Source organism: Paraburkholderia sp. 32, assembly GCF_050435345.1.
GTDB classification, from domain to species: domain Bacteria; phylum Pseudomonadota; class Gammaproteobacteria; order Burkholderiales; family Burkholderiaceae; genus Paraburkholderia; species Paraburkholderia tuberum.
Map to the genome: position 1 here is coordinate 527,128 of NZ_JBNDKD010000001.1, position 18,240 is coordinate 545,367.

Below are 18,240 nucleotides of genomic sequence, written 5' to 3' on the forward strand. Positions count from 1 at the left end.
AGAGTCCGCATCGGAGCAGCGTCTATAGAGCGTATTTACTTGCCGATGATTTCCCTGAACCAGTTTGGATGATGCTTGCGCGCCCAGCCATAGGTAACGGTGCCGCGCGTCATCGCACCTATGGAGCCCTTGACCCACAGCGCCGCATAGATATGCACGATGATGCCGACGATCAGCAGGAATGCCGTCACGGCATGCACGAGCGCCGAGAGCCGGATCACACCAATCGGGAAATAGAACGAAAAGTAGCGCCGCCAGATCACGATGCCGCTCAGCAACAGCAGCAGCATACAGATCACCATCACGAAGAACAGCAGCTTCTGCCCGGCGTTGTACCTGCCGATTGCGGGCAGGCGTTCCTCGCGATTGTTCAGCACGTCGCCGATCTGCTTCATCCACTGGATATCCGCCTGGTCCAGATAGTTGTGATGCCAGAAGCGCAACGCAAGAATCAGGAACGAGACGAACATCACGCAGCCGATGAACGGGTGCAGAATCCGCGTCCACTGCCCGCCGCCGAGTACCACGTACAGAAACGCCATCGACGGATGGAACAGCGCGAGACCGGACAGCGCAAGCAGGATGAAACAGATCGCGGTGATCCAATGATTCGTGCGCTCGTTCGGCGTATAGCGCACGATCAGTCGGTTGCCCTTCAGGTCCGTGAAGTCGGTGTGCTCAGAGTGGTTCATTGCGTACCCTCCCGCGAACGGCGTGCTTCTTCGGCTTCCTTGACGGCTGCGGCTTCGTCGGCCTCGGACACCTCGTTCGGGCCGACGCGCGTGTAGTGGAAGAAGCCCGCGAGCGCGGCGATCCCCATAATGGCGAGCCCGATCGGCTTGGCGATGCCCTTCCACAACGAGACCAGCGGACTGATGCGCGGATCGTCCGGCAGGCCGTGATACAGCGACGGCCGGTCGGCGTGGTGCAACACGTACATCACATGCGTGCCGCCGACCTTGTCCGGGTTATACAGGCCAGCGTTCTGAAAACCGCGCTCCTTCAGATCGACGATGCGGTCCTCGGCCTGCTGCTTCATGTCCTCCTTGGTGCCGAACATGATCGCGCCGGTCGGGCAGGTCTTCACGCACGCCGGCTCCTGGCCGACCGCCACACGATCCGAACACAGCGTGCACTTGTATACGCGGTGATCCTTCTTCGACATACGCGGGATGTCGAACGGGCAGCCGGCGATGCAGAAGCCGCAGCCGATGCAGTTCTCCTGGTGGAAATCCACGATGCCGTTCGTGTACTGCACGATCGCGCCCGGCGCCGGACAGGCCTTCAGACAGCCCGGGTCGTCGCAGTGCATGCAGCCGTCCTTGCGGATCAGCCATTCGATATCGCCGGCGGAATTCTCGTACTCGGCAAACCGCATGACGGTCCACGAATGCTCGGTGAGATCGGGCGGGTTGTCGTAGACGCCCACGTTCACGCCGATCTCGTCGCGCAGATCGTTCCACTCCATGCAAGCCGTCTGACACGCCTTGCAGCCGATGCACTTCGACACGTCGATGAGCTTCGCGACCGTGCCCGTGGCCGGCTCGCGAATCACCGGCGGCTGCGTGGTGGTGGCCGAAACGCGTCTGATGTCCAGTGATTGCAGTGCCATCTCTTTTCCTTATGCCTTTTCGACCTTGACGAGGAACGACTTGAATTCCGGTGTCTGCGAATTCCCGTCGCCCACCGGGGGCGTCAGCGTATTGATGAGATAGCCCGGCCTCGCGAGCCCTTTGAAGCCCCAATGGAGCGGCAGCCCGACGGTCTGCACCTTCTTGCCTTCGATCATCAGCGGTTTGATCCGCTTCGTCACGACCGCGACGGCAACCAGGTGCCCGCGGTTCGAGCTCACCTTGACCCGGTCGCCGGCTACCACGCCGATCTCCTTCGCGAGGTCTTCGCCAATCTCGACGAACTGCTCGGGCTGGATGATCGCGTTCAGACGCGCGTGTTTGGTCCAGTAGTGGAAATGCTCGGTCAGACGATAGGTGGTCGCCGTATGCGGGAAGTTCTCGTGCGTGCCGAACGTGGCCATGTCGTCCGGGAACACGCGCGCCGCAGGATTGCTGACGACCAACTTGTTGTCCGGATGCAGCGGGTTGTAGCCGAGCGGCGTTTCGAACGGCTCGTAGTGCTCGGGGAATGGCCCTTCCACCATAGCTTCGCGCGCGAAGAAGCAAGCCACGCCTTCCGGATTCATGATGAACGGATTCATGCCGTCTTCGGGCGGCTCGTCGACCTTGAAGTCCGGAATGTCGGCGCCCGACCACGTGCTGCCGTTCCACGCGATCAGCTTGCGCGTCGGATCGAACGGCTTGCCGCTGAGATCGCACGACGCGCGGTTGTACAGAACCCGCCGGTTCACCGGCCATGCCCAGGCCCAGTTCAGCGTGTTGCCGATGCCGGTCGGGTCCGAGTTGTCGCGGCGGCCCATCTGGTTGCCCGCCTGGGTCCACGCGCCGCAGAAGATCCAGCAGCCGCTCGAGGTCGAGCCGTCGTCGCGCAGCAGCGCGAAACTCGCGAGCTGCTCGCCCTTCTTCGCGAGCACCTTGGTCGTGTCCTTCGGATCGGTGACGTCCGCGAGCGCCTTGCCGTTGTACTCCATCGCGAGTTCTTCGGGCGTCGGGCTTTCCGGGTTCGCATACGGCCAGCTCATGTTCAGGATCGGATCGGGATACTTGCCGCCGTCCTTGCGATAAGCGTCGCGAATACGCAGCCACAGCCCCGCCATGATATCGAGGTCGCTCTTCGCTTCGCCGGGACCGTCCGCGCCCTGCCAATGCCACTGCAGCACCCGGCTCGAACTAACGAGCGAGCCGCGTTCCTCGGCGAAGCAGGTGGTCGGTAGACGAAACACCTCTGTCTGGATCGAGCCGCTGTCGACGTCGTTGAACGGGCCGTGGTTCTTCCAGAACTCCGACGTTTCGGTCGCGAGCGGATCCATGATCACGAGCCACTTCAGCTTGGCCAGCGCCGCGCCGTTCTTCGCCTTGAACGGCGCGGCGGCAAGCGGGTTGAAGCCCTGCGCGAGGTAGCCGGTCATTTTGCCCTGATTCATCAGCTCGAAGACCTGCAGCAGGTCGTAGGACTTGTCGAGCTTCGGCAGATAGTCGAAAGCGAAGTTGTTGTCGGCGGTCGCCTTGTCGCCCCACCACGATTTCATGAAGCTCACGTGGAACGCGCGATAGTTGCGCCAGTAGCTCAGCTGGTTCGGCCGCAGCGGCTGTTTGGCGCGCGTCGCGATGTAGGCGTCGAAGTCCTGCTCCGCTTCCATGGGCAGCGTCATGTAGCCCGGCAGCAGGTTCGACATCAGGCCGAGATCCGTCAGGCCCTGGATGTTCGAATGGCCGCGCAGCGCGTTCATGCCGCCGCCCGCGATGCCGATGTTGCCGAGCAGCAGCTGCACCATCGCGCCGGTGCGGATGATCTGCGAGCCGACCGAGTGATGCGTCCAGCCGAGCGCGTACATGATCGTGGCCGCGCGCCCAGGCACCGACGTCGACGCGAGCATCTCGCACACGTGCTGGAACTTCTCCTTCGGCACGCCGCAGATTTTCTCGACCTGCTCGGGCGTGTAGCGCGAGTAGTGCTGCTTCATCAGCTGATAGACGCAGCGCGGGTCCTGCAGCGTCGGGTCGACCTTGGCGAAGCCGTCGTCGCCGCGCTCGTAGTCCCACGAGGTCTTGTCGTAGCTGCGCGTGTCGGCGTGGTAGCCGGAAAACAGGCCGTCCTTGAACGCGAAATCCTCGCGCACGATGAACGGCACGTCCGTGTAGTTCTTCACGTACTCGTGCTGGATCTTGTCGTTCGTCAGCAGGTAGTTGATCACCCCGCCGAGGAACGCAATGTCCGTACCGGTGCGGATCTGCACGAAGTAGTCCGCGACCGACGCCGTACGCGTAAAGCGCGGGTCGACCACGATCAGACGCGCCTTGCGGTGCGCCTTGGCTTCGGTGACCCATTTGAAACCGCATGGGTGTGCCTCGGCCGCATTGCCGCCCATCACGAGAATCACGTCCGCGTTTCTGATGTCGACCCAATGGTTCGTCATCGCTCCACGGCCAAACGTCGGGGCAAGACCTGCCACCGTCGGGCCATGTCAGACACGCGCCTGATTGTCGAATCCGAGCATGCCGAGACTGCGAACAGTCTTGTGCGTCAGATAACCCACCTCGTTGCTGCCGGCCGATGCCGCGAGCATGCCGGTAGTCAGCCAGCGGTTGACCTTCTTGCCGTCCGCGTTCGTCTCGACGAAGTTCGCGTCGCGGTCTTCCTTCATCAGCTTCGCGATGCGGTCTAGCGCGTCTTCCCACGAGATGCGCTTCCACTCGTTCGCCCCGGCCGCGCGGTACTCGGGATAGCGCAGACGGCTCGAGCTATGGATGAAGTCGATCAGGCTCGCGCCCTTCGGGCACAGCGTGCCGCGATTGACCGGATGGTCGGGGTCGCCCTCGATGTGGAAGATGCTCGTCTTCACATTCTTGGCCTCGTCGCCAAGACCGTACATCAGGATGCCGCAGCCCACCGAACAGTACGGGCAGGTGTTGCGGGTTTCAGTCGCACGCGACAATTTGTACTGACGGACTTCGGCCAGCGCGGGTGTCGGCGAGAAGCCCATCAGGGCCAGGCTCGATCCGGCAAGTGTCGTGGCAGAGACCTTCAGGAATTGTCGCCGAGTCATTTGCGTCATTGCATGGCCTCGGCTCTTTTGGGGACAAAATTGATTATAGATGCCGTTTCGCGACATGCAGCGTAGTGCATTCGCCACCCCGGTAGATGGGACATGCGAAAGTCATTGGAAAGGACGGCACCCTGCTGGCACGATTTATTCCCGCTGCTGGGCACCATTCATGCTGCATCCGCGAATAGTGACTCCCACTGACCTCATCGGCGGACTGTTGCGCTCCTATGAACTACCCGGGCGCCGCGGAATTGCGTTGTAGCGTAAAGAATTCGTTTCATCGCGCGTACGTGCCGCTTGCTCGGCAAAACGGGGTTCGAAACGGGTTCGGCATAGAGCCGGTTTGCGCCCGTGCCGACGCTGCACAGTGTGAAAACAACCCTCATAATGCGGTCATTCGACGAACCCCAACTCTCGCCCCCATGACCCAAGTCCAAGCAAGCCAGTCGCCCCGCCTGACGAGCCTGTCGCACGGCGGCGGCTGCGGCTGCAAGATCGCGCCCGGCCTGCTCGCCGATCTGCTCAAGCGCAGCGCGCCGCTGCCATTCTTCCCCGACCTGCTGGTCGGCAACGACACCGCCGACGACGCCGCCGTCTACAAGCTCAACGAAGACCAGGCGATCGTCGCGACCACCGATTTCTTCATGCCGATCGTCGACGATCCATTCGACTTCGGCCGCATCGCCGCGACCAACGCGATCTCCGACGTCTACGCGATGGGCGGCAAGCCGATCATGGCGCTCGCGATCGTCGGCATGCCGATCAACGTGCTGCCGCACGACGTGATCGCGGCCGTGCTGAAAGGCGGCGAATCGGTCTGCGCGGAAGCAGGCATCCCGCTCGCGGGCGGCCATTCGATCGATTCCGTCGAGCCGATTTACGGCCTCGTCGCGCTGGGCATCGTCGATCCGAAGCGCGTCAAGCGCAACGCGGGCGGCCAGGCCGGCGACGTGCTGATCCTCGGCAAGCCGCTCGGCGTCGGGATTCTGTCCGCGGCACTGAAGAAAGACCGGCTCGACGAGGCCGGCTACGCGGCAATGATCGGCGCGACCACCAAGCTGAACCGGCCGGGCGCCGAGCTGGCGCGGCTCGACGGCGTGCATGCGCTGACCGACATCACCGGCTTCGGCCTGCTCGGCCACACGCTGGAACTCGCACGCGGCTCGAAGCTGACCGCGCGCGTGCGCTACGCGGACCTGCCGTGGCTGCCGAACGTCGCGAGCCTCGCGCAAGCAGGCATTTTCACCGGCGCATCGGGCCGCAACTGGGATGCCTACGGCCACGACGTGGTGCTGCCCGCCACCTTGCCGTCCGCCGGCCGCGCGTTGTTGACCGATCCGCAGACGTCGGGCGGGCTGCTGGTGTCGTGCTCGCCCGAAGCGGTAGACGAAGTGCTCGCGCTGTTCCGCGCCGATGGCTTTGCCGACGCACGGGTGATCGGCGAGCTGGTGAGCGGGCAAGCGCGGGTCGAAGTCATCTGAGGTAGGCGGCCGAAGGACGTCACTGGAGAACCCCGGGAAGGACGCATATAACCGGCCCGAACGAGCCGCCCATGCGATAATTTCGGTCTTCCCGCGGTCCGTTTTATCCCTACTCCCTTGAAAAGTCTTCTAGTCAGCCTCGACAAAGCCGGCGATTTCGATGAAATCGTCGACGTTCGCACTCCGCTCGAGTTCGAGGAAGACCATATTCCGGGCGCGACCAACGCGCCAGTGCTGAGCAACGAGGAACGCGTGCTGGTCGGCACGACCTACACGCAGGTGTCGCCGTTCGAGGGCACGCGGCTCGGCGCGGCGTTGGTCGCGCGCAACATCGCGCATCATCTGGAAACCACGTTCGCCGACCGGCCGCGCAACTGGCGCCCGCTGATCTACTGCTGGCGCGGCGGCAAGCGTTCGGGCTCGGTCACGACGCTGTTCAACATGATCGGCTGGTCGGCGCGGCAACTCGACGGCGGCTACAAGAGCTACCGGCGCGCCACGCTGGAGAGGCTCGAAACCCTGCCGCGCCGTTTCAGCTATATCGCGCTCGTCGGCCCGACCGGCAGCGGCAAGACGCGGCTGCTGTCGGCGCTGCATGAGGCCGGCGCGCAGACGCTCGACCTCGAGGCGCTCGCCGCGCATCGCGGCTCGCTGCTCGGCGCGTATACGGGCGTGGCGCAGCCGTCGCAAAAGCGTTTCGACACGCTGCTCGTCACCGCGCTGCGCGACTTCGACGTGAACCGGCCTGTGTTCGTCGAGGCGGAAAGCCGGCGCATCGGCTCCGTCACGCTGCCGCTCGCGCTGCTCGAAACGTTTCATCGCGGCGCGTGCGTCGAGGTGCGCTCGAGCAGCGAGGACCGCGCGGCGTTTCTGTTGCAGGATTACGCGCATCTGTTCGAGCATCCCGATTACTTCAAGGGACAGCTGGAACGGTTGATCGGTCTGCACAGCCGCGAGCGGGTCACGGGCTGGCTGCGGCTCGTCGACGAGAACCGGCGCGCCGAGCTCGCGCGCGAACTGATCGAACGGCACTACGATCCCGCATACGCGCGCAGCAGCGGCCAGCATTTCGAGCAGTTGCCGGGCGCGCTGCAACTCGATTTCCGCCCGAACGACGCCGACATCGTCGAGCAGGCGAAAACGCTGCTCGCGCAGCTCGATACCCGCACGCTAGTCGTCGGTTGATCCACAACGACATTCAACAACCATCATGCAATCAACCCTTCGGCAACCCCGCGTCACGCTTGGCTGGATCGTGTTCCTGCTGATCGCCGTCGTCGGCCTCTTCTATGTGAAGTGGTTTCCGTACTACAACCGCGCGTTCGTCGCCGCGAGCCAGCATTCGATCGGCAAGTCGATCCTGATGGGCACGTCCGCGAGCGCGCCGGCGGCCTCATGGCAGGCCGCGATCGACTTCGCGCTCGCTTACGGCAAGGCAATCTGGCAGGCGATGGTGCTCGGCCTGCTGCTCGGCTCCGCGGTACAGGCGCTGATTCCACCGCAATGGGTCGCGCGCGCGCTCGGCCGTGCCGACTTCAACAGCGTCGTCAAAGGCGGCCTGATGTCGTTGCCGGGCATGATGTGCACCTGCTGCGCGGCGCCGGTCGTCGCGGGCCTGCGCGCGCGTGCAGCGGCGCCGGGCGCGGCGATTGCTTTTTGGCTCGGTAATACCGCGCTGAATCCCGCTACGCTGATCTTCATGGGCTTCGTGCTCGGCTGGCAGTGGATGGGCCTGCGCCTCGCGCTCGGCATCGTGATGGTGCTCGGCCTTGGCTACGTCGTGAACCGCATGGTCACGCCGCAGGAAGCGCAAGCGTCGCGAGAGGCCGTCGCGCAACTGGTCAGCGCCGACGATCCAGGCACCGCGTTCTCGCGCTGGATCACGATTCTGGGGCGCATGACGCTGCGGCTCGTGCCGGAATACATCGCGCTCGTGCTGATTCTCGGCGCGGCGCGCGCGTGGCTGTTTCCGCACATCGGCCCGGACGTCGACAACAGCCTGCTGTGGATCATCGCGCTGTCGATCGCCGGCACGCTGTTCGTGATTCCGACCGCAGGTGAAGTGCCGATCATTCAGGCTATGCTGTCGTTCGGCATGGCCGCCGGCCCCGCCGGCGCGCTGCTGATGACGCTGCCGCTCGTCAGCGTGCCGTCGCTCGCGATGCTCGCGCGGTCGTTTCCGCGGCGCGTGCTGACGGTGGTGACCTGTGCAGTGGTGGTGGGCGGTGTCGTCAGTGGACTGCTGGCCGTTACGCTGGGCTTCTGAGTCGGTTTTTGAGTTCGAGTCGTAGAAGAAGGAAGCATGAAACGTATTGCCGCATTCGCTGTCACGTGTTGGTCCGCTGCCGGGCTGCTGTACCTCGGACAGCACTCGGTGGCGCTGATCGCACTGAGCGGCGTCGTGGCGTTCGCGGGATTCGATCTGCTGCGGCCGTGACGGCGGCGTAGTTTTTCCCTGCTGCGAAAGTGCGCTCGTCCCTTGCGTTCGCCGTATCGTTCGCGTGCGCCTGCGCCTAACCGGGAAGCGCGTTGCGAATCGCCGCGAGCCACAACGCGACCGCATGCGCGCCCGGGTCCATATGACCGAGCGCGCGCTCGCCGACATAGCTCGAACGCCCGCGCCGCGGATGCATCGATGCGGTACGAGACGTGCCGTCGCATGCCGCAGCGACGGTGGCCTGCAATGCGGCATCCGTCGACGCTCCCTGAGCGAGTGCGTCGTGCAGCGCGTCGGCAGCGGGCCTCAGCGCATCGACCATCGTCCGATCGCCCGGCCGCGCGCCCCCCAGTTCCATCAACCCATCGACACCGGCGCTGAACGCCGTCGCCCATTGCCGTGCGGTGGTCCCGCCCGACTGTTCGAGCGCGGCCGCCGCGCGCAGCAGCATCACCGCGTACAGCGGACCCGACGTGCCGCCCACCACGCGCCGCAGCGTCGCCGACATGCCGCGCAATACCGCGCCCGGGGTGGTTGCGCACGCGTAGGAATCGAGCTCGAGCTGCACCGCGCGTGCGCCGCGCGCGAGGCTGATGCCGAGGTCGCCGTCGCCGACGCGCTGGTCCATTTCGGTCAATGTCGGCTCGGCTGCCAGCAGGCACTCGCAGACCGCTTCGAGCGCGCGCCGCAGCGTCGCGTCACGCGCGAGCGTCGCGCCGCTCGCGCTTTGCGGCGCGGGTGGCGCCGCACGCACCGCGACCTGCGCGACGCGGCCGCTCAGCGCAGGCCATGCGCTCGTCTGTGAGGCGGCGTCGAGCAGGCTCAGCCGTTCGTCATCGATACGCAGCAGCGTCAGCGAGACGCCGGCCATTTCGAGCGCGCTCAGGAACGTGCCGGCCCACGCGCGCGCGACTTCGATGCCGCGCCCGGCAAGCTCGCGCAGCGCGGCACCAGCCACTACGTTGAGTTCGCTCGGCGGCGTGCCACCCAGATTGTTGACGAGCAGCGCGACGCGCTCGCCCGCCTGCAACGCGAGATCGTCGACGATCTTTGCAAGCAGCTTGCCGACGATCGCGTCGGCCGGCTCCAGCGCGCCGCGCGCCACACCGGGTTCGCCATGAATGCCGAGGCCCCATTCGATTTCGCCATCGCCCAGCGCGAAGCCCGGCTTGCCCGCGGCCGGCACCGTGCACGGCGTCAGCGCGACGCCCATCGTGCCGAGCGACGCGGCCGCTTCCCGAGCGAGCCGCGCGACCTCGGCCAACGGCAAACCGCGCGCGGCCGCCGCGCCCGCGATCTTGTGAACCAACACTGTGCCCGCGAGTCCGCGACGGCCCGCGTGATCGCCGCTCGCGCTCAGCGCGACGTCGTCGGCGACGATCATCATCTCAACGAGGATGCCCTCGGCGCGCGCGATTTCGGCCGCGAGGCCGAAGTTGAAGCGGTCGCCCGTGTAGTTCTTGACGATCAGCAACGCGCCAGCGGGGCCGGCCACCGCGCGTATCGCGTCGAGCACGGCGTCGGTGGAGGGCGAGGTGAAGACCTCGCCGGCCACCGCCGCGCTCAGCATGCCGTGGCCCACATAGCCGCCGTGCGCGGGCTCGTGGCCCGAGCCGCCGCCCGAGATCAGCGCGACCTCGCCGCGCGCGGCCATGGCCTGGGCATCGGCGCGCAAGACGATCGTGCCGCCTTGCAACAGCGAGAGTTGGGGATTGAGCGCGATGAGCCCGTCGAGCATCTCGGGGACCACGGTGGACACATCGTTGATGAGCTTCTTCATTGCGTCAGCTCCGTTGGATGCTGCCGGCATCGCATGATCGAAGATGCAATGGGAACGGCAGTCGGGTCGGCGGCGAAAGCGGAAGGTCTAACTGTACCGCGCATTGTCGAACGACGACGCAACGGCGAGAGCGCGCGCGTGAACGTGCACGAGCTTCGGGCCACGAGCGGACAACAACAACGAAGGGGACGTGATGCCGAACGGCGAAACTGAGGAAACGACTGGATCGATTTGACAGGACCGTAGACGAAAGCGGAACCGCTTTCGTCTACGTCACAGATGCGTTGGTAGGCTCGATTGGATTCGAACCAACGACCCCCACCATGTCAAGGTGGTGCTCTAACCAACTGAGCTACGAGCCTTTAGAGGCGCGAATTATAGAGACTCAATGCGGACTGCACAAGCCCTTGCCGCGACTTATCGAAACGCATGCATGTCGATCAGTTCGTCGCGGTCCATTCGGTGTGAGGGTCCAATGGATAAACCGGCCGCTTCACGTGCTCGAAGCTGAACAGACCATAGTCCGAACTCGTGACGCCGCGGCTATCGCATTCGACGAGTGCCTCCGCGATCGGCACGAAAACCGGCCGGCAATACATGCGTGATTTGAGCAGCAGAAAACGCGCGCGGCGCGGATCGATGCCGACGCTCTCGAACACGCCGAGATCCCACGGTTCATGCGTTCGTTCGGTCACGACGAGTTTCACCGTGCCGGTGTCGAGCACTGCCGCGCGCCCCATGTACGCGCGCTGGCCGGTGTAGGTCGGGCCGCTGATCAAGTATTCGCCGTCGGTCAGCGCGCGCACGACGCCGGTCAGGGCAAGCGGCGAACGCGAGGGCAATGCATCGTTTGTGAGCTTGTTGCCGATCGCGAGCGTGACCGTGCTACCGACACCCGAGGCCGCCAGGGCCGCGACCGCCTGCGGATCGCACAACGGCCCGCTGACGATGCCTTCGAGGCCCTGCCTCAACGCTTCCTCGAGCAAATCCATCGTGTCGCACGTGCCGCCCGACATGCAGTTGTCGCCGTGATCGAGCATTAGCACCGGTTTATCGGCAGCGCGTGCCAGCGACGCCGCCCGCGCGACCGATTCGGCAAGCGGCGCGCTGCGATAGACGAAATCGTCGCGCTCGTCCCAGATCTGCCGCGCGATGCGCTCGGCGACCGCCTCCGCATCCGCGCGCTCGCCATTGCCCACGACGACGACGCTAATGCATGGCGCTTCGATATCGGCGAGCGAGAAGCCGGCCAGCACCGACACCGCGAGCATGCCGTCGGCCTCGGCGGCGCGCGCGGCATCGAGCGCGCGTTTCATCGCGCCGTCAACGCTCGCGCTGCGCAGCGTGTGCGTGAGCAGCGGCGGCTGACGCCACGCGATCACCGGCTTCGCGTGGCCCTCGATCATGTCGAACAGCAAGCGCGCTGCATGTGCGCCAGTCTCGTACATGTCGACGTGCGGATAGGTCTTGAAGCTGACGATGACGTCGGCGTTGTCGATCATTTTTTGCGTGACGTTGCCATGCAGATCGAGCGCGACCGCGATCGGCGCGTGCGGCAGCGACGCACGCACGCGCCCGAGCAGATCGCCTTCACCGTCGGTCGAGTTCTCGGCGACCATCGCGCCGTGCAGATCGAGCATCACCGCGTCGCAGCCCGTCGCGGCTGCCACGATCGCGTCGCAGATCGTATCGTAGGCGGCGGCGTCGACCGGCCCGCTCGGATTCGCCATGGCGGAGATCGGCGTCACGATTTCGGCATGCACGCGCTCGGCGGCGTCGATGAACGCGGCCATCGCGGTTTGCATGCCCTTGTTTTCGTCGAACGCGGCGCGGCCGTAGCTCGGACCGTTGCGGCCGAATGCGGCCAGCGGGGTCTCTACTGGCGAGAACGTGTTGGTCTCGTGGTTCATTCGTGCGATCAGGATCTTCATGCGCGCATGCTCCCCGTTCTCGACGCCGCGCTCGGCATCACCTGCAGCAGCATATTGCAGCCGGCTTCCAGATGATCGGCGCGCGCGTCCTCGATTTCGCTGTGGCTGATGCCGTCCTTGCAGGGAACGAAGATCATCGCGCTAGGTGCGCCGCGCGCGAGATAGGCGGCGTCGTGGCCCGCGCCGCTGATCACGTCCATCGACGACACACCGAGCCGCTCCGCGCTCTGTCTGACCTCGGCGATCCATTGCGCGGCGAATCGCTGCGGCGGGAAGTAGACGACCTGCTCGATGTCGATAGTGATGGGGGCGTCCAAGCTGCTGCTCGCGCGGGTGGCGGCGGCGTTGATGGCGGCGTTGCCCCCATTGCTGCCCGCCTGCGCGCACGCTGCGCGCCATGCGAGGTCCATCGCAGTGAGCGATGCGTCATCGGCTGCGCGCAGGTCGACGCTGAATTTCACGCGGCCCGCAATGACGTTGTGCGAGTTTGAATGCACGTCGAGCCAGCCGACCGTGCTATGCCCATGCGGCGCGTGATCGAGTGCGATACGGTTCACCGCATGGATCGGATCCGCGGCGACGAGCAGCGCGTCGCGGCGCAGCGCCATCGGCCCCGCGTGCGCTTCCATGCCGTGCACGGTCAGGTCGTACCAGCGCTGCCCGAGCGCGCCCTGCACGACGCCGATGACCTTGTCGTGCGCTTCGAGCACGGACCCCTGTTCGATATGCACCTCGAAATATGCGCCGACAGCGTGCGACTTGCGATGCTCGCCGGCATAGCCGATCGCCGCTAGCGCGTGGCGCACCGCTACGCCGTCGCGATCGCGTTGCGCTAGCGCGTGCTCGAGCGTGAATGCGCCGGCGAACACGCCGGAGCCCATCATCACCGACAAGAATCGCGAGCCCTCCTCGTTGGTCCACATGGCAACCTCGAGCGGCGCGATGGTCTGCACGTTGGCCTCGGCCAGCGGGCGCAGCACCTCCAGCCCTGCCAGCACACCATAATTGCCGTCGAATTTGCCGCCGGTCGGCTGCGTGTCGAGATGGCTGCCCGTCATTATGGGCGGCAGATCGTCACGCAGCCCCGTCCGCCGCGCGAAAATATTGCCGATCGCGTCGACCGGCACCGTGCGGCCGATCTCCTTCGTCCACGCGATGAACTGATCGCGTGCCTCACGGTCGAGTTCGGTCAGTGCTGGACGGCAGACACCGCGTTTGTCGGTCGCGCCGATCCGCGCGAGCTGCATGAGACAGTCCCACAGCCGCGCGCCGTCGATCCGCAAATCGGCGGGCGTCGAGACAACGTTGGATGAATGAGTCTGCATCGATGCATCTCGGGTCGAAGACAGCTGGATGGCGCTTGCCGGCGGGACTTGCTCCGTTCCGGCTTGCTGGCCGAGGTTGTTCCAATCGTCATGATAGAGAGGTTTCGCCGAGGTAGATGGCCGGACGCGCGCGAGGTGGCAATGCGGCGCGACGCCTTTCCGTGGGCAAGCATAGGAAGCAAAGCCGCTGGATTCGTGGGGAGTGAACGGCGCATCGCGGGCGATATAGGTGTCAATTCGCTCGACGACGGACGCCGCGACGTGCCGGCAATCTGCGCGCAAGTGGCCGCCAGCAAACGTTTTCGTCGAAGGAAGCGGCTAAAACGCAATGAAGGCTCAACCTTTTGCGAAGCGCGCCGTTATTGCATGTGCTCAGGCAAACCCCTCGGATCTCCATGGCACAACCAATTCCTTTCCGCAACACTGGCGCCGCCCGCGCGCGGCATGCCAAAGCCATGCTGTTGCCCATCGCGCGCGAGATCGCCGACGATCTCGCGTTGCGAGTTCATCTGTCGCTCGACGCACTGCGCCGCGGCCTCGGTACGAAGAGCGATGCGCAGACGGTCACGCAGATCATGCTGTTGACCAGCTACCTCGCTGATGCCGGCTTTGGCTCGATGAGCCACGAAGAGCTCCACGCCGCGGACCGCGCCTCGGCGATGATGTTCGACGCAGGTCGGGAACGCAACGAATGGAAACTTGACGAAGCGGGATTCGCGCTCTTTGCATCCATCGCAACGAGCTACGATCGGCAGCTGCATCGCGCTCCGCTTTGGGCGATTACGGAGGCCAGCGAAAGACTCGACCGCTTTATCGCAGGGGGATCCGATCGAGCGCCGGCGCGTAAGCGGGCTTAGCGTGTTTGGAGGAGGTGCTGACCGGCCGAGCCAGAAGGACACGGATTTTGGACGACCGCGTCGGAAGTCGCCGGGTTACGCGGATGCGTCGCGGATCGGAAAGTAGTGAAGCGCGCAGTATCCGTCAGCATAACCCGTCAGAAGTTGGAATTTAGTACGAGACCAACAACGCTGCGAGAGATAAGGACGAGGTGGGCGAGATCCGCTGCGGCAGTGCGACGGCTCGCTGGATGTCAGAACGCGTAACCTTGCGCTGACGGATACAGCGCGCAAAGTCGGCCGCGTAAACGCAAAAACCCCACCGCGGCGGGTGGGGTTTCTGACTGGGGGGGAGCCTGACGATTACCTACTTTCACACGGGCAATCCGCACTATCATCGGCGTGGAGTCGTTTCACGGTCCTGTTCGGGATGGGAAGGGGTGGGACCGACTCGCTATGGTCATCAGGCATGACGGGTTGCTGCGTCGCAGGGCTGGAGTCAACCGGTTGCGCCACAGCCAATCGGGAAGAAGCGTAAAGGATTCGGGTGTGGGGGGGTTGTGTTGTTTCTGGCACAACACTGAATCCCAACCGTGCGTTTCTGTGAGCTCCCGCGGGAGTTCACACCAATCCCCTTCGGGGATCGGACCCGCGTAAGTGCTGAAGCACTACCGCGGGTCGAGACACACCTGTTATAGGATCAAGCCTTACGGGCAATTAGTATCAGTTAGCTCAGTACATTACTGTACGTGCACACCTGACCTATCAACGTCCTGGTCTTGAACGACCCTTCAAGGGGCTCGAAGCCCCGGGGATATCTCATCTTAAGGCGAGTTTCCCGCTTAGATGCTTTCAGCGGTTATCTCTTCCGAACATAGCTACCCGGCGATGCCACTGGCGTGACAACCGGTACACCAGAGGTTCGTCCACTCCGGTCCTCTCGTACTAGGAGCAGCCCCCTTCAAATATCCAGCGCCCACGGCAGATAGGGACCAAACTGTCTCACGACGTTTTAAACCCAGCTCACGTACCTCTTTAAATGGCGAACAGCCATACCCTTGGGACCGGCTACAGCCCCAGGATGAGATGAGCCGACATCGAGGTGCCAAACACCGCCGTCGATATGAACTCTTGGGCGGTATCAGCCTGTTATCCCCAGAGTACCTTTTATCCGTTGAGCGATGGCCCTTCCATACAGAACCACCGGATCACTATGACCTGCTTTCGCACCTGTTCGACTTGTCAGTCTCACAGTCAAGCACGCTTATGCCATTGCACTATCAGCACGATTTCCGACCGTACCTAGCGTACCTTCGTACTCCTCCGTTACACTTTGGGAGGAGACCGCCCCAGTCAAACTGCCTACCATGCACTGTCCCCGACCCGGATCACGGGCCAAGGTTAGAACCTCAAACAGATCAGGGTGGTATTTCAAGGACGGCTCCATTGAGACTGGCGTCCCAACTTCATAGCCTCCCACCTATCCTACACAGACCGGTTCAAAGTCCAATGCAAAGCTGCAGTAAAGGTTCATGGGGTCTTTCCGTCTAGCCGCGGGGAGATTGCATCATCACAAACACTTCAACTTCGCTGAGTCTCGGGAGGAGACAGTGTGGCCATCGTTACGCCATTCGTGCAGGTCGGAACTTACCCGACAAGGAATTTCGCTACCTTAGGACCGTTATAGTTACGGCCGCCGTTTACCGGGACTTCAATCAGGAGCTTGCACCCCATCATTTAATCTTCCGGCACCGGGCAGGCGTCACACCCTATACGTCCACTTTCGTGTTTGCAGAGTGCTGTGTTTTTATTAAACAGTCGCAGCCACCAGTTTATTGCAACCCTTTCACCCTTCTGGCGCAGGCCAGTCAGGCTATGAGGGCGTACCTTATCCCGAAGTTACGGTACCAATTTGCCGAGTTCCTTCTCCCGAGTTCTCTCAAGCGCCTTAGAATACTCATCTCGCCCACCTGTGTCGGTTTGCGGTACGGTCACTGTGAAACTGAAGCTTAGAGGCTTTTCCTGGAACCCCTTCCAGTTGCTTCGCCACCGAAGTGGCTCGCCTCGCACCCTTGAATTCTGCGCCCGGATTTGCCAAAGCGCCTTCTCCAATGCAAGGACCGGGACTTCCAACACCCGGACAACCTTCCGCGATCCGTCCCCCCATCGCATTTCACAATGGTGCAGAAATATTAATCTGCTTCCCATCAGCTACGCATTTCTGCCTCGCCTTAGGGGCCGACTCACCCTACGCCGATGAACGTTGCGTAGGAAACCTTGGGCTTACGGCGAGGGGGCCTTTCACCCCCTTTATCGCTACTCATGTCAGCATTCGCACTTCCGATACCTCCAGCACACTTTCCAGTGCACCTTCGCAGGCTTACGGAACGCTCTCCTACCATGCACATTACTGTGCATCCGCAGCTTCGGTATATGGCTTAGCCCCGTTACATCTTCCGCGCAGGACGACTCGATCAGTGAGCTATTACGCTTTCTTTAAAGGGTGGCTGCTTCTAAGCCAACCTCCTGACTGTTTTAGCCTTCCCACTTCGTTTCCCACTTAGCCATATTTGGGGACCTTAGCTGGCGGTCTGGGTTGTTTCCCTCTTGACACCGGACGTTAGCACCCGATGTCTGTCTCCCGTGATTGCACTCTTCGGTATTCGGAGTTTGCTATGGCGTAGTAATCCGCAATGGACCCCACAACCATGACAGTGCTCTACCCCCGAAGGTGAGACACGAGGCACTACCTAAATAGTTTTCGGAGAGAACCAGCTATTTCCAGGTTTGTTTAGCCTTTCACCCCTATCCACAGCTCATCCCCTAACTTTTCAACGTTAGTGGGTTCGGTCCTCCAGCACGTGTTACCGTGCCTTCAACCTGGCCATGGATAGATCACCTGGTTTCGGGTCTACACCCAGCGACTGGACGCCCTGTTCGGACTCGCTTTCGCTACGCCTGCCCTAATCGGTTAAGCTCGCCACTGAATGTAAGTCGCTGACCCATTATACAAAAGGTACGCCGTCACCCCTTCGCAGAGGCTCCGACTGTTTGTATGCATGCGGTTTCAGGATCTGTTTCACTCCCCTCCCGGGGTTCTTTTCGCCTTTCCCTCACGGTACTGGTTCACTATCGGTCGATCACGAGTATTTAGCCTTGGAGGATGGTCCCCCCATCTTCAGACAGGATTTCACGTGTCCCGCCCTACTTCTCGTACACCCAGTTCTTCCATGCTGTTTTCGTCTACAGGGCTATCACCTGCTATGGCCGCACTTTCCAGAGCGTTCGACTAACAATACAGATAACGTGTACCGGCTGATCCCATTTCGCTCGCCACTACTCTGGGAATCTCGGTTGATTTCTTTTCCTGCGGTTACTTAGATGTTTCAGTTCACCGCGTTCGCCTCACGCAGCCTATGGATTCAGCTACGGATACTCCATTAGGAGTGGGTTTCCCCATTCGGACATCTCCGGATCAATGCTCGTTTGCCAGCTCCCCGGAGCTTTTCGCAGGCTACCGCGTCCTTCATCGCCTGTGATCGCCAAGGCATCCACCACATGCACTTGTTCGCTTGACCCTATAACGGGTGTGTCTCTGTGTCGACCCACGTTAGCGCTTTAGCGCTTACGTGAGTCCCATCCCCGGAGGGGATAGACGCACTCGCTACAGGTTGAGTATTCGTGTTGCGCCGTATTCCAAAGCGATCTCTCGATCACCTTTAAAATACATCGATACAATCACAACCCTGATTCACCTACTCACACACCC

Annotated in this window: 11 protein-coding genes, 1 tRNA gene and 2 rRNA genes; 5 read left to right on the forward strand and 9 right to left on the reverse strand. The window is 62.9% G+C overall.

Annotation, left to right across the window (positions count from 1 at the left end; translation table 11 throughout):
- Positions 1–35: 35 nt before the first annotated feature.
- From OKW26_RS02520 to fdnG, 3 genes are read right to left on the reverse strand one after another with little or no spacing between them, the layout of a single operon-like run.
- The gene (locus OKW26_RS02520; RefSeq protein WP_429352592.1) at positions 36–692 is read right to left on the reverse strand and encodes a formate dehydrogenase subunit gamma; all 657 of its coding nucleotides are present in this window, start codon (positions 690–692) and stop codon (positions 36–38) included.
- Positions 689–1,612 (reverse strand): formate dehydrogenase subunit beta, encoded by a 924-nt coding sequence (gene fdxH / locus OKW26_RS02525; protein WP_429352593.1) that lies wholly within the window; start codon positions 1,610–1,612, stop codon positions 689–691. Before fdxH ends, OKW26_RS02520 begins: the two co-directional genes overlap by 4 nt.
- Positions 1,613–1,621: 9 nt before the next feature.
- Positions 1,622–4,690: a formate dehydrogenase-N subunit alpha gene (gene fdnG, locus OKW26_RS02530; RefSeq protein WP_429352594.1), complete on the reverse strand. Its 3,069-nt coding sequence runs from the start codon at positions 4,688–4,690 to the stop codon at positions 1,622–1,624.
- Positions 4,691–5,103: 413 nt separating this feature from the next.
- Here fdnG and selD point away from each other — a divergent pair, with 413 nt between their 5' ends.
- The 4 genes from selD to OKW26_RS02550 all read left to right on the forward strand — a co-directional run bounded on the left by selD (position 5,104) and on the right by OKW26_RS02550 (position 8,599).
- Positions 5,104–6,162, forward strand: a complete 1,059-nt coding sequence (gene selD / locus OKW26_RS02535) for a selenide, water dikinase SelD (protein WP_090808542.1) — start codon at positions 5,104–5,106, stop codon at positions 6,160–6,162.
- A 117-nt stretch (positions 6,163–6,279) separates the two neighbouring features.
- Positions 6,280–7,347, forward strand: coding sequence for a tRNA 2-selenouridine(34) synthase MnmH (gene mnmH, locus OKW26_RS02540; protein ID WP_429352595.1), 1,068 nt, complete (start codon positions 6,280–6,282; stop codon positions 7,345–7,347).
- A gap of 25 nt (positions 7,348–7,372) precedes the next feature.
- Positions 7,373–8,428, forward strand: a complete 1,056-nt coding sequence (locus OKW26_RS02545; RefSeq protein WP_429352596.1) for a permease — start codon at positions 7,373–7,375, stop codon at positions 8,426–8,428.
- Positions 8,429–8,464: 36 nt separating this feature from the next.
- Complete coding sequence (locus OKW26_RS02550) at positions 8,465–8,599, forward strand: hypothetical protein (RefSeq protein ID WP_143037237.1); 135 nt, start codon at positions 8,465–8,467, stop codon at positions 8,597–8,599.
- A 76-nt stretch (positions 8,600–8,675) separates the two neighbouring features.
- Here OKW26_RS02550 and dhaK read toward each other — a convergent pair whose 3' ends face one another.
- The 4 genes from dhaK to OKW26_RS02570 form a co-directional block, all read right to left on the reverse strand.
- Positions 8,676–10,379, reverse strand: a complete 1,704-nt coding sequence (gene dhaK / locus OKW26_RS02555; RefSeq protein WP_429352597.1) for a dihydroxyacetone kinase subunit DhaK — start codon at positions 10,377–10,379, stop codon at positions 8,676–8,678.
- Positions 10,380–10,664: 285 nt separating this feature from the next.
- Positions 10,665–10,741 (reverse strand) — tRNA-Val (locus OKW26_RS02560).
- Between the two features lie 78 nt (positions 10,742–10,819).
- Positions 10,820–12,310, reverse strand: a complete 1,491-nt coding sequence (locus tag OKW26_RS02565) for a M81 family metallopeptidase (RefSeq protein WP_429352598.1) — start codon at positions 12,308–12,310, stop codon at positions 10,820–10,822.
- Positions 12,307–13,635 carry a Zn-dependent hydrolase gene (locus tag OKW26_RS02570; protein ID WP_429352599.1) on the reverse strand — a complete coding sequence of 443 codons (1,329 nt, stop codon included), beginning with the start codon at positions 13,633–13,635 and terminating at the stop codon, positions 12,307–12,309. The genes OKW26_RS02565 and OKW26_RS02570 overlap by 4 nt, the downstream gene beginning before the upstream one ends.
- Positions 13,636–14,030: 395 nt before the next feature.
- Between OKW26_RS02570 and OKW26_RS02575 the strand changes: the two genes are divergently transcribed.
- The gene (locus OKW26_RS02575) at positions 14,031–14,492 is read left to right on the forward strand and encodes a hypothetical protein (RefSeq protein ID WP_429354164.1); all 462 of its coding nucleotides are present in this window, start codon (positions 14,031–14,033) and stop codon (positions 14,490–14,492) included.
- A gap of 333 nt (positions 14,493–14,825) precedes the next feature.
- On the opposite strand, the gene rrf is transcribed toward OKW26_RS02575, so the two are convergent.
- Together rrf and OKW26_RS02585 are read right to left on the reverse strand one after the other, a co-directional pair.
- Positions 14,826–14,939, reverse strand: a 5S ribosomal RNA gene (rrf, locus tag OKW26_RS02580).
- A 228-nt stretch (positions 14,940–15,167) separates the two neighbouring features.
- Positions 15,168–18,049: ribosomal RNA gene (locus tag OKW26_RS02585) — 23S ribosomal RNA — on the reverse strand.
- Positions 18,050–18,240 lie beyond the last annotated feature (191 nt).

Coding starts and splice junctions, on each gene's coding strand:
- OKW26_RS02575 (WP_429354164.1), top strand. CDS start 14,031: ATGGCACAACCAATTCCTTTCCGCAACACTGGCGCCGCCCGCGCGCGG.
- selD (WP_090808542.1), top strand. CDS start 5,104: ATGACCCAAGTCCAAGCAAGCCAGTCGCCCCGCCTGACGAGCCTGTCG.
- OKW26_RS02550 (WP_143037237.1), top strand. CDS start 8,465: ATGAAACGTATTGCCGCATTCGCTGTCACGTGTTGGTCCGCTGCCGGG.
- OKW26_RS02520 (WP_429352592.1), bottom strand. CDS start 692: ATGAACCACTCTGAGCACACCGACTTCACGGACCTGAAGGGCAACCGA.
- dhaK (WP_429352597.1), bottom strand. CDS start 10,379: ATGAAGAAGCTCATCAACGATGTGTCCACCGTGGTCCCCGAGATGCTC.
- fdxH (WP_429352593.1), bottom strand. CDS start 1,612: ATGGCACTGCAATCACTGGACATCAGACGCGTTTCGGCCACCACCACG.
- OKW26_RS02570 (WP_429352599.1), bottom strand. CDS start 13,635: ATGCAGACTCATTCATCCAACGTTGTCTCGACGCCCGCCGATTTGCGG.
- OKW26_RS02545 (WP_429352596.1), top strand. CDS start 7,373: ATGCAATCAACCCTTCGGCAACCCCGCGTCACGCTTGGCTGGATCGTG.
- OKW26_RS02565 (WP_429352598.1), bottom strand. CDS start 12,310: ATGAAGATCCTGATCGCACGAATGAACCACGAGACCAACACGTTCTCG.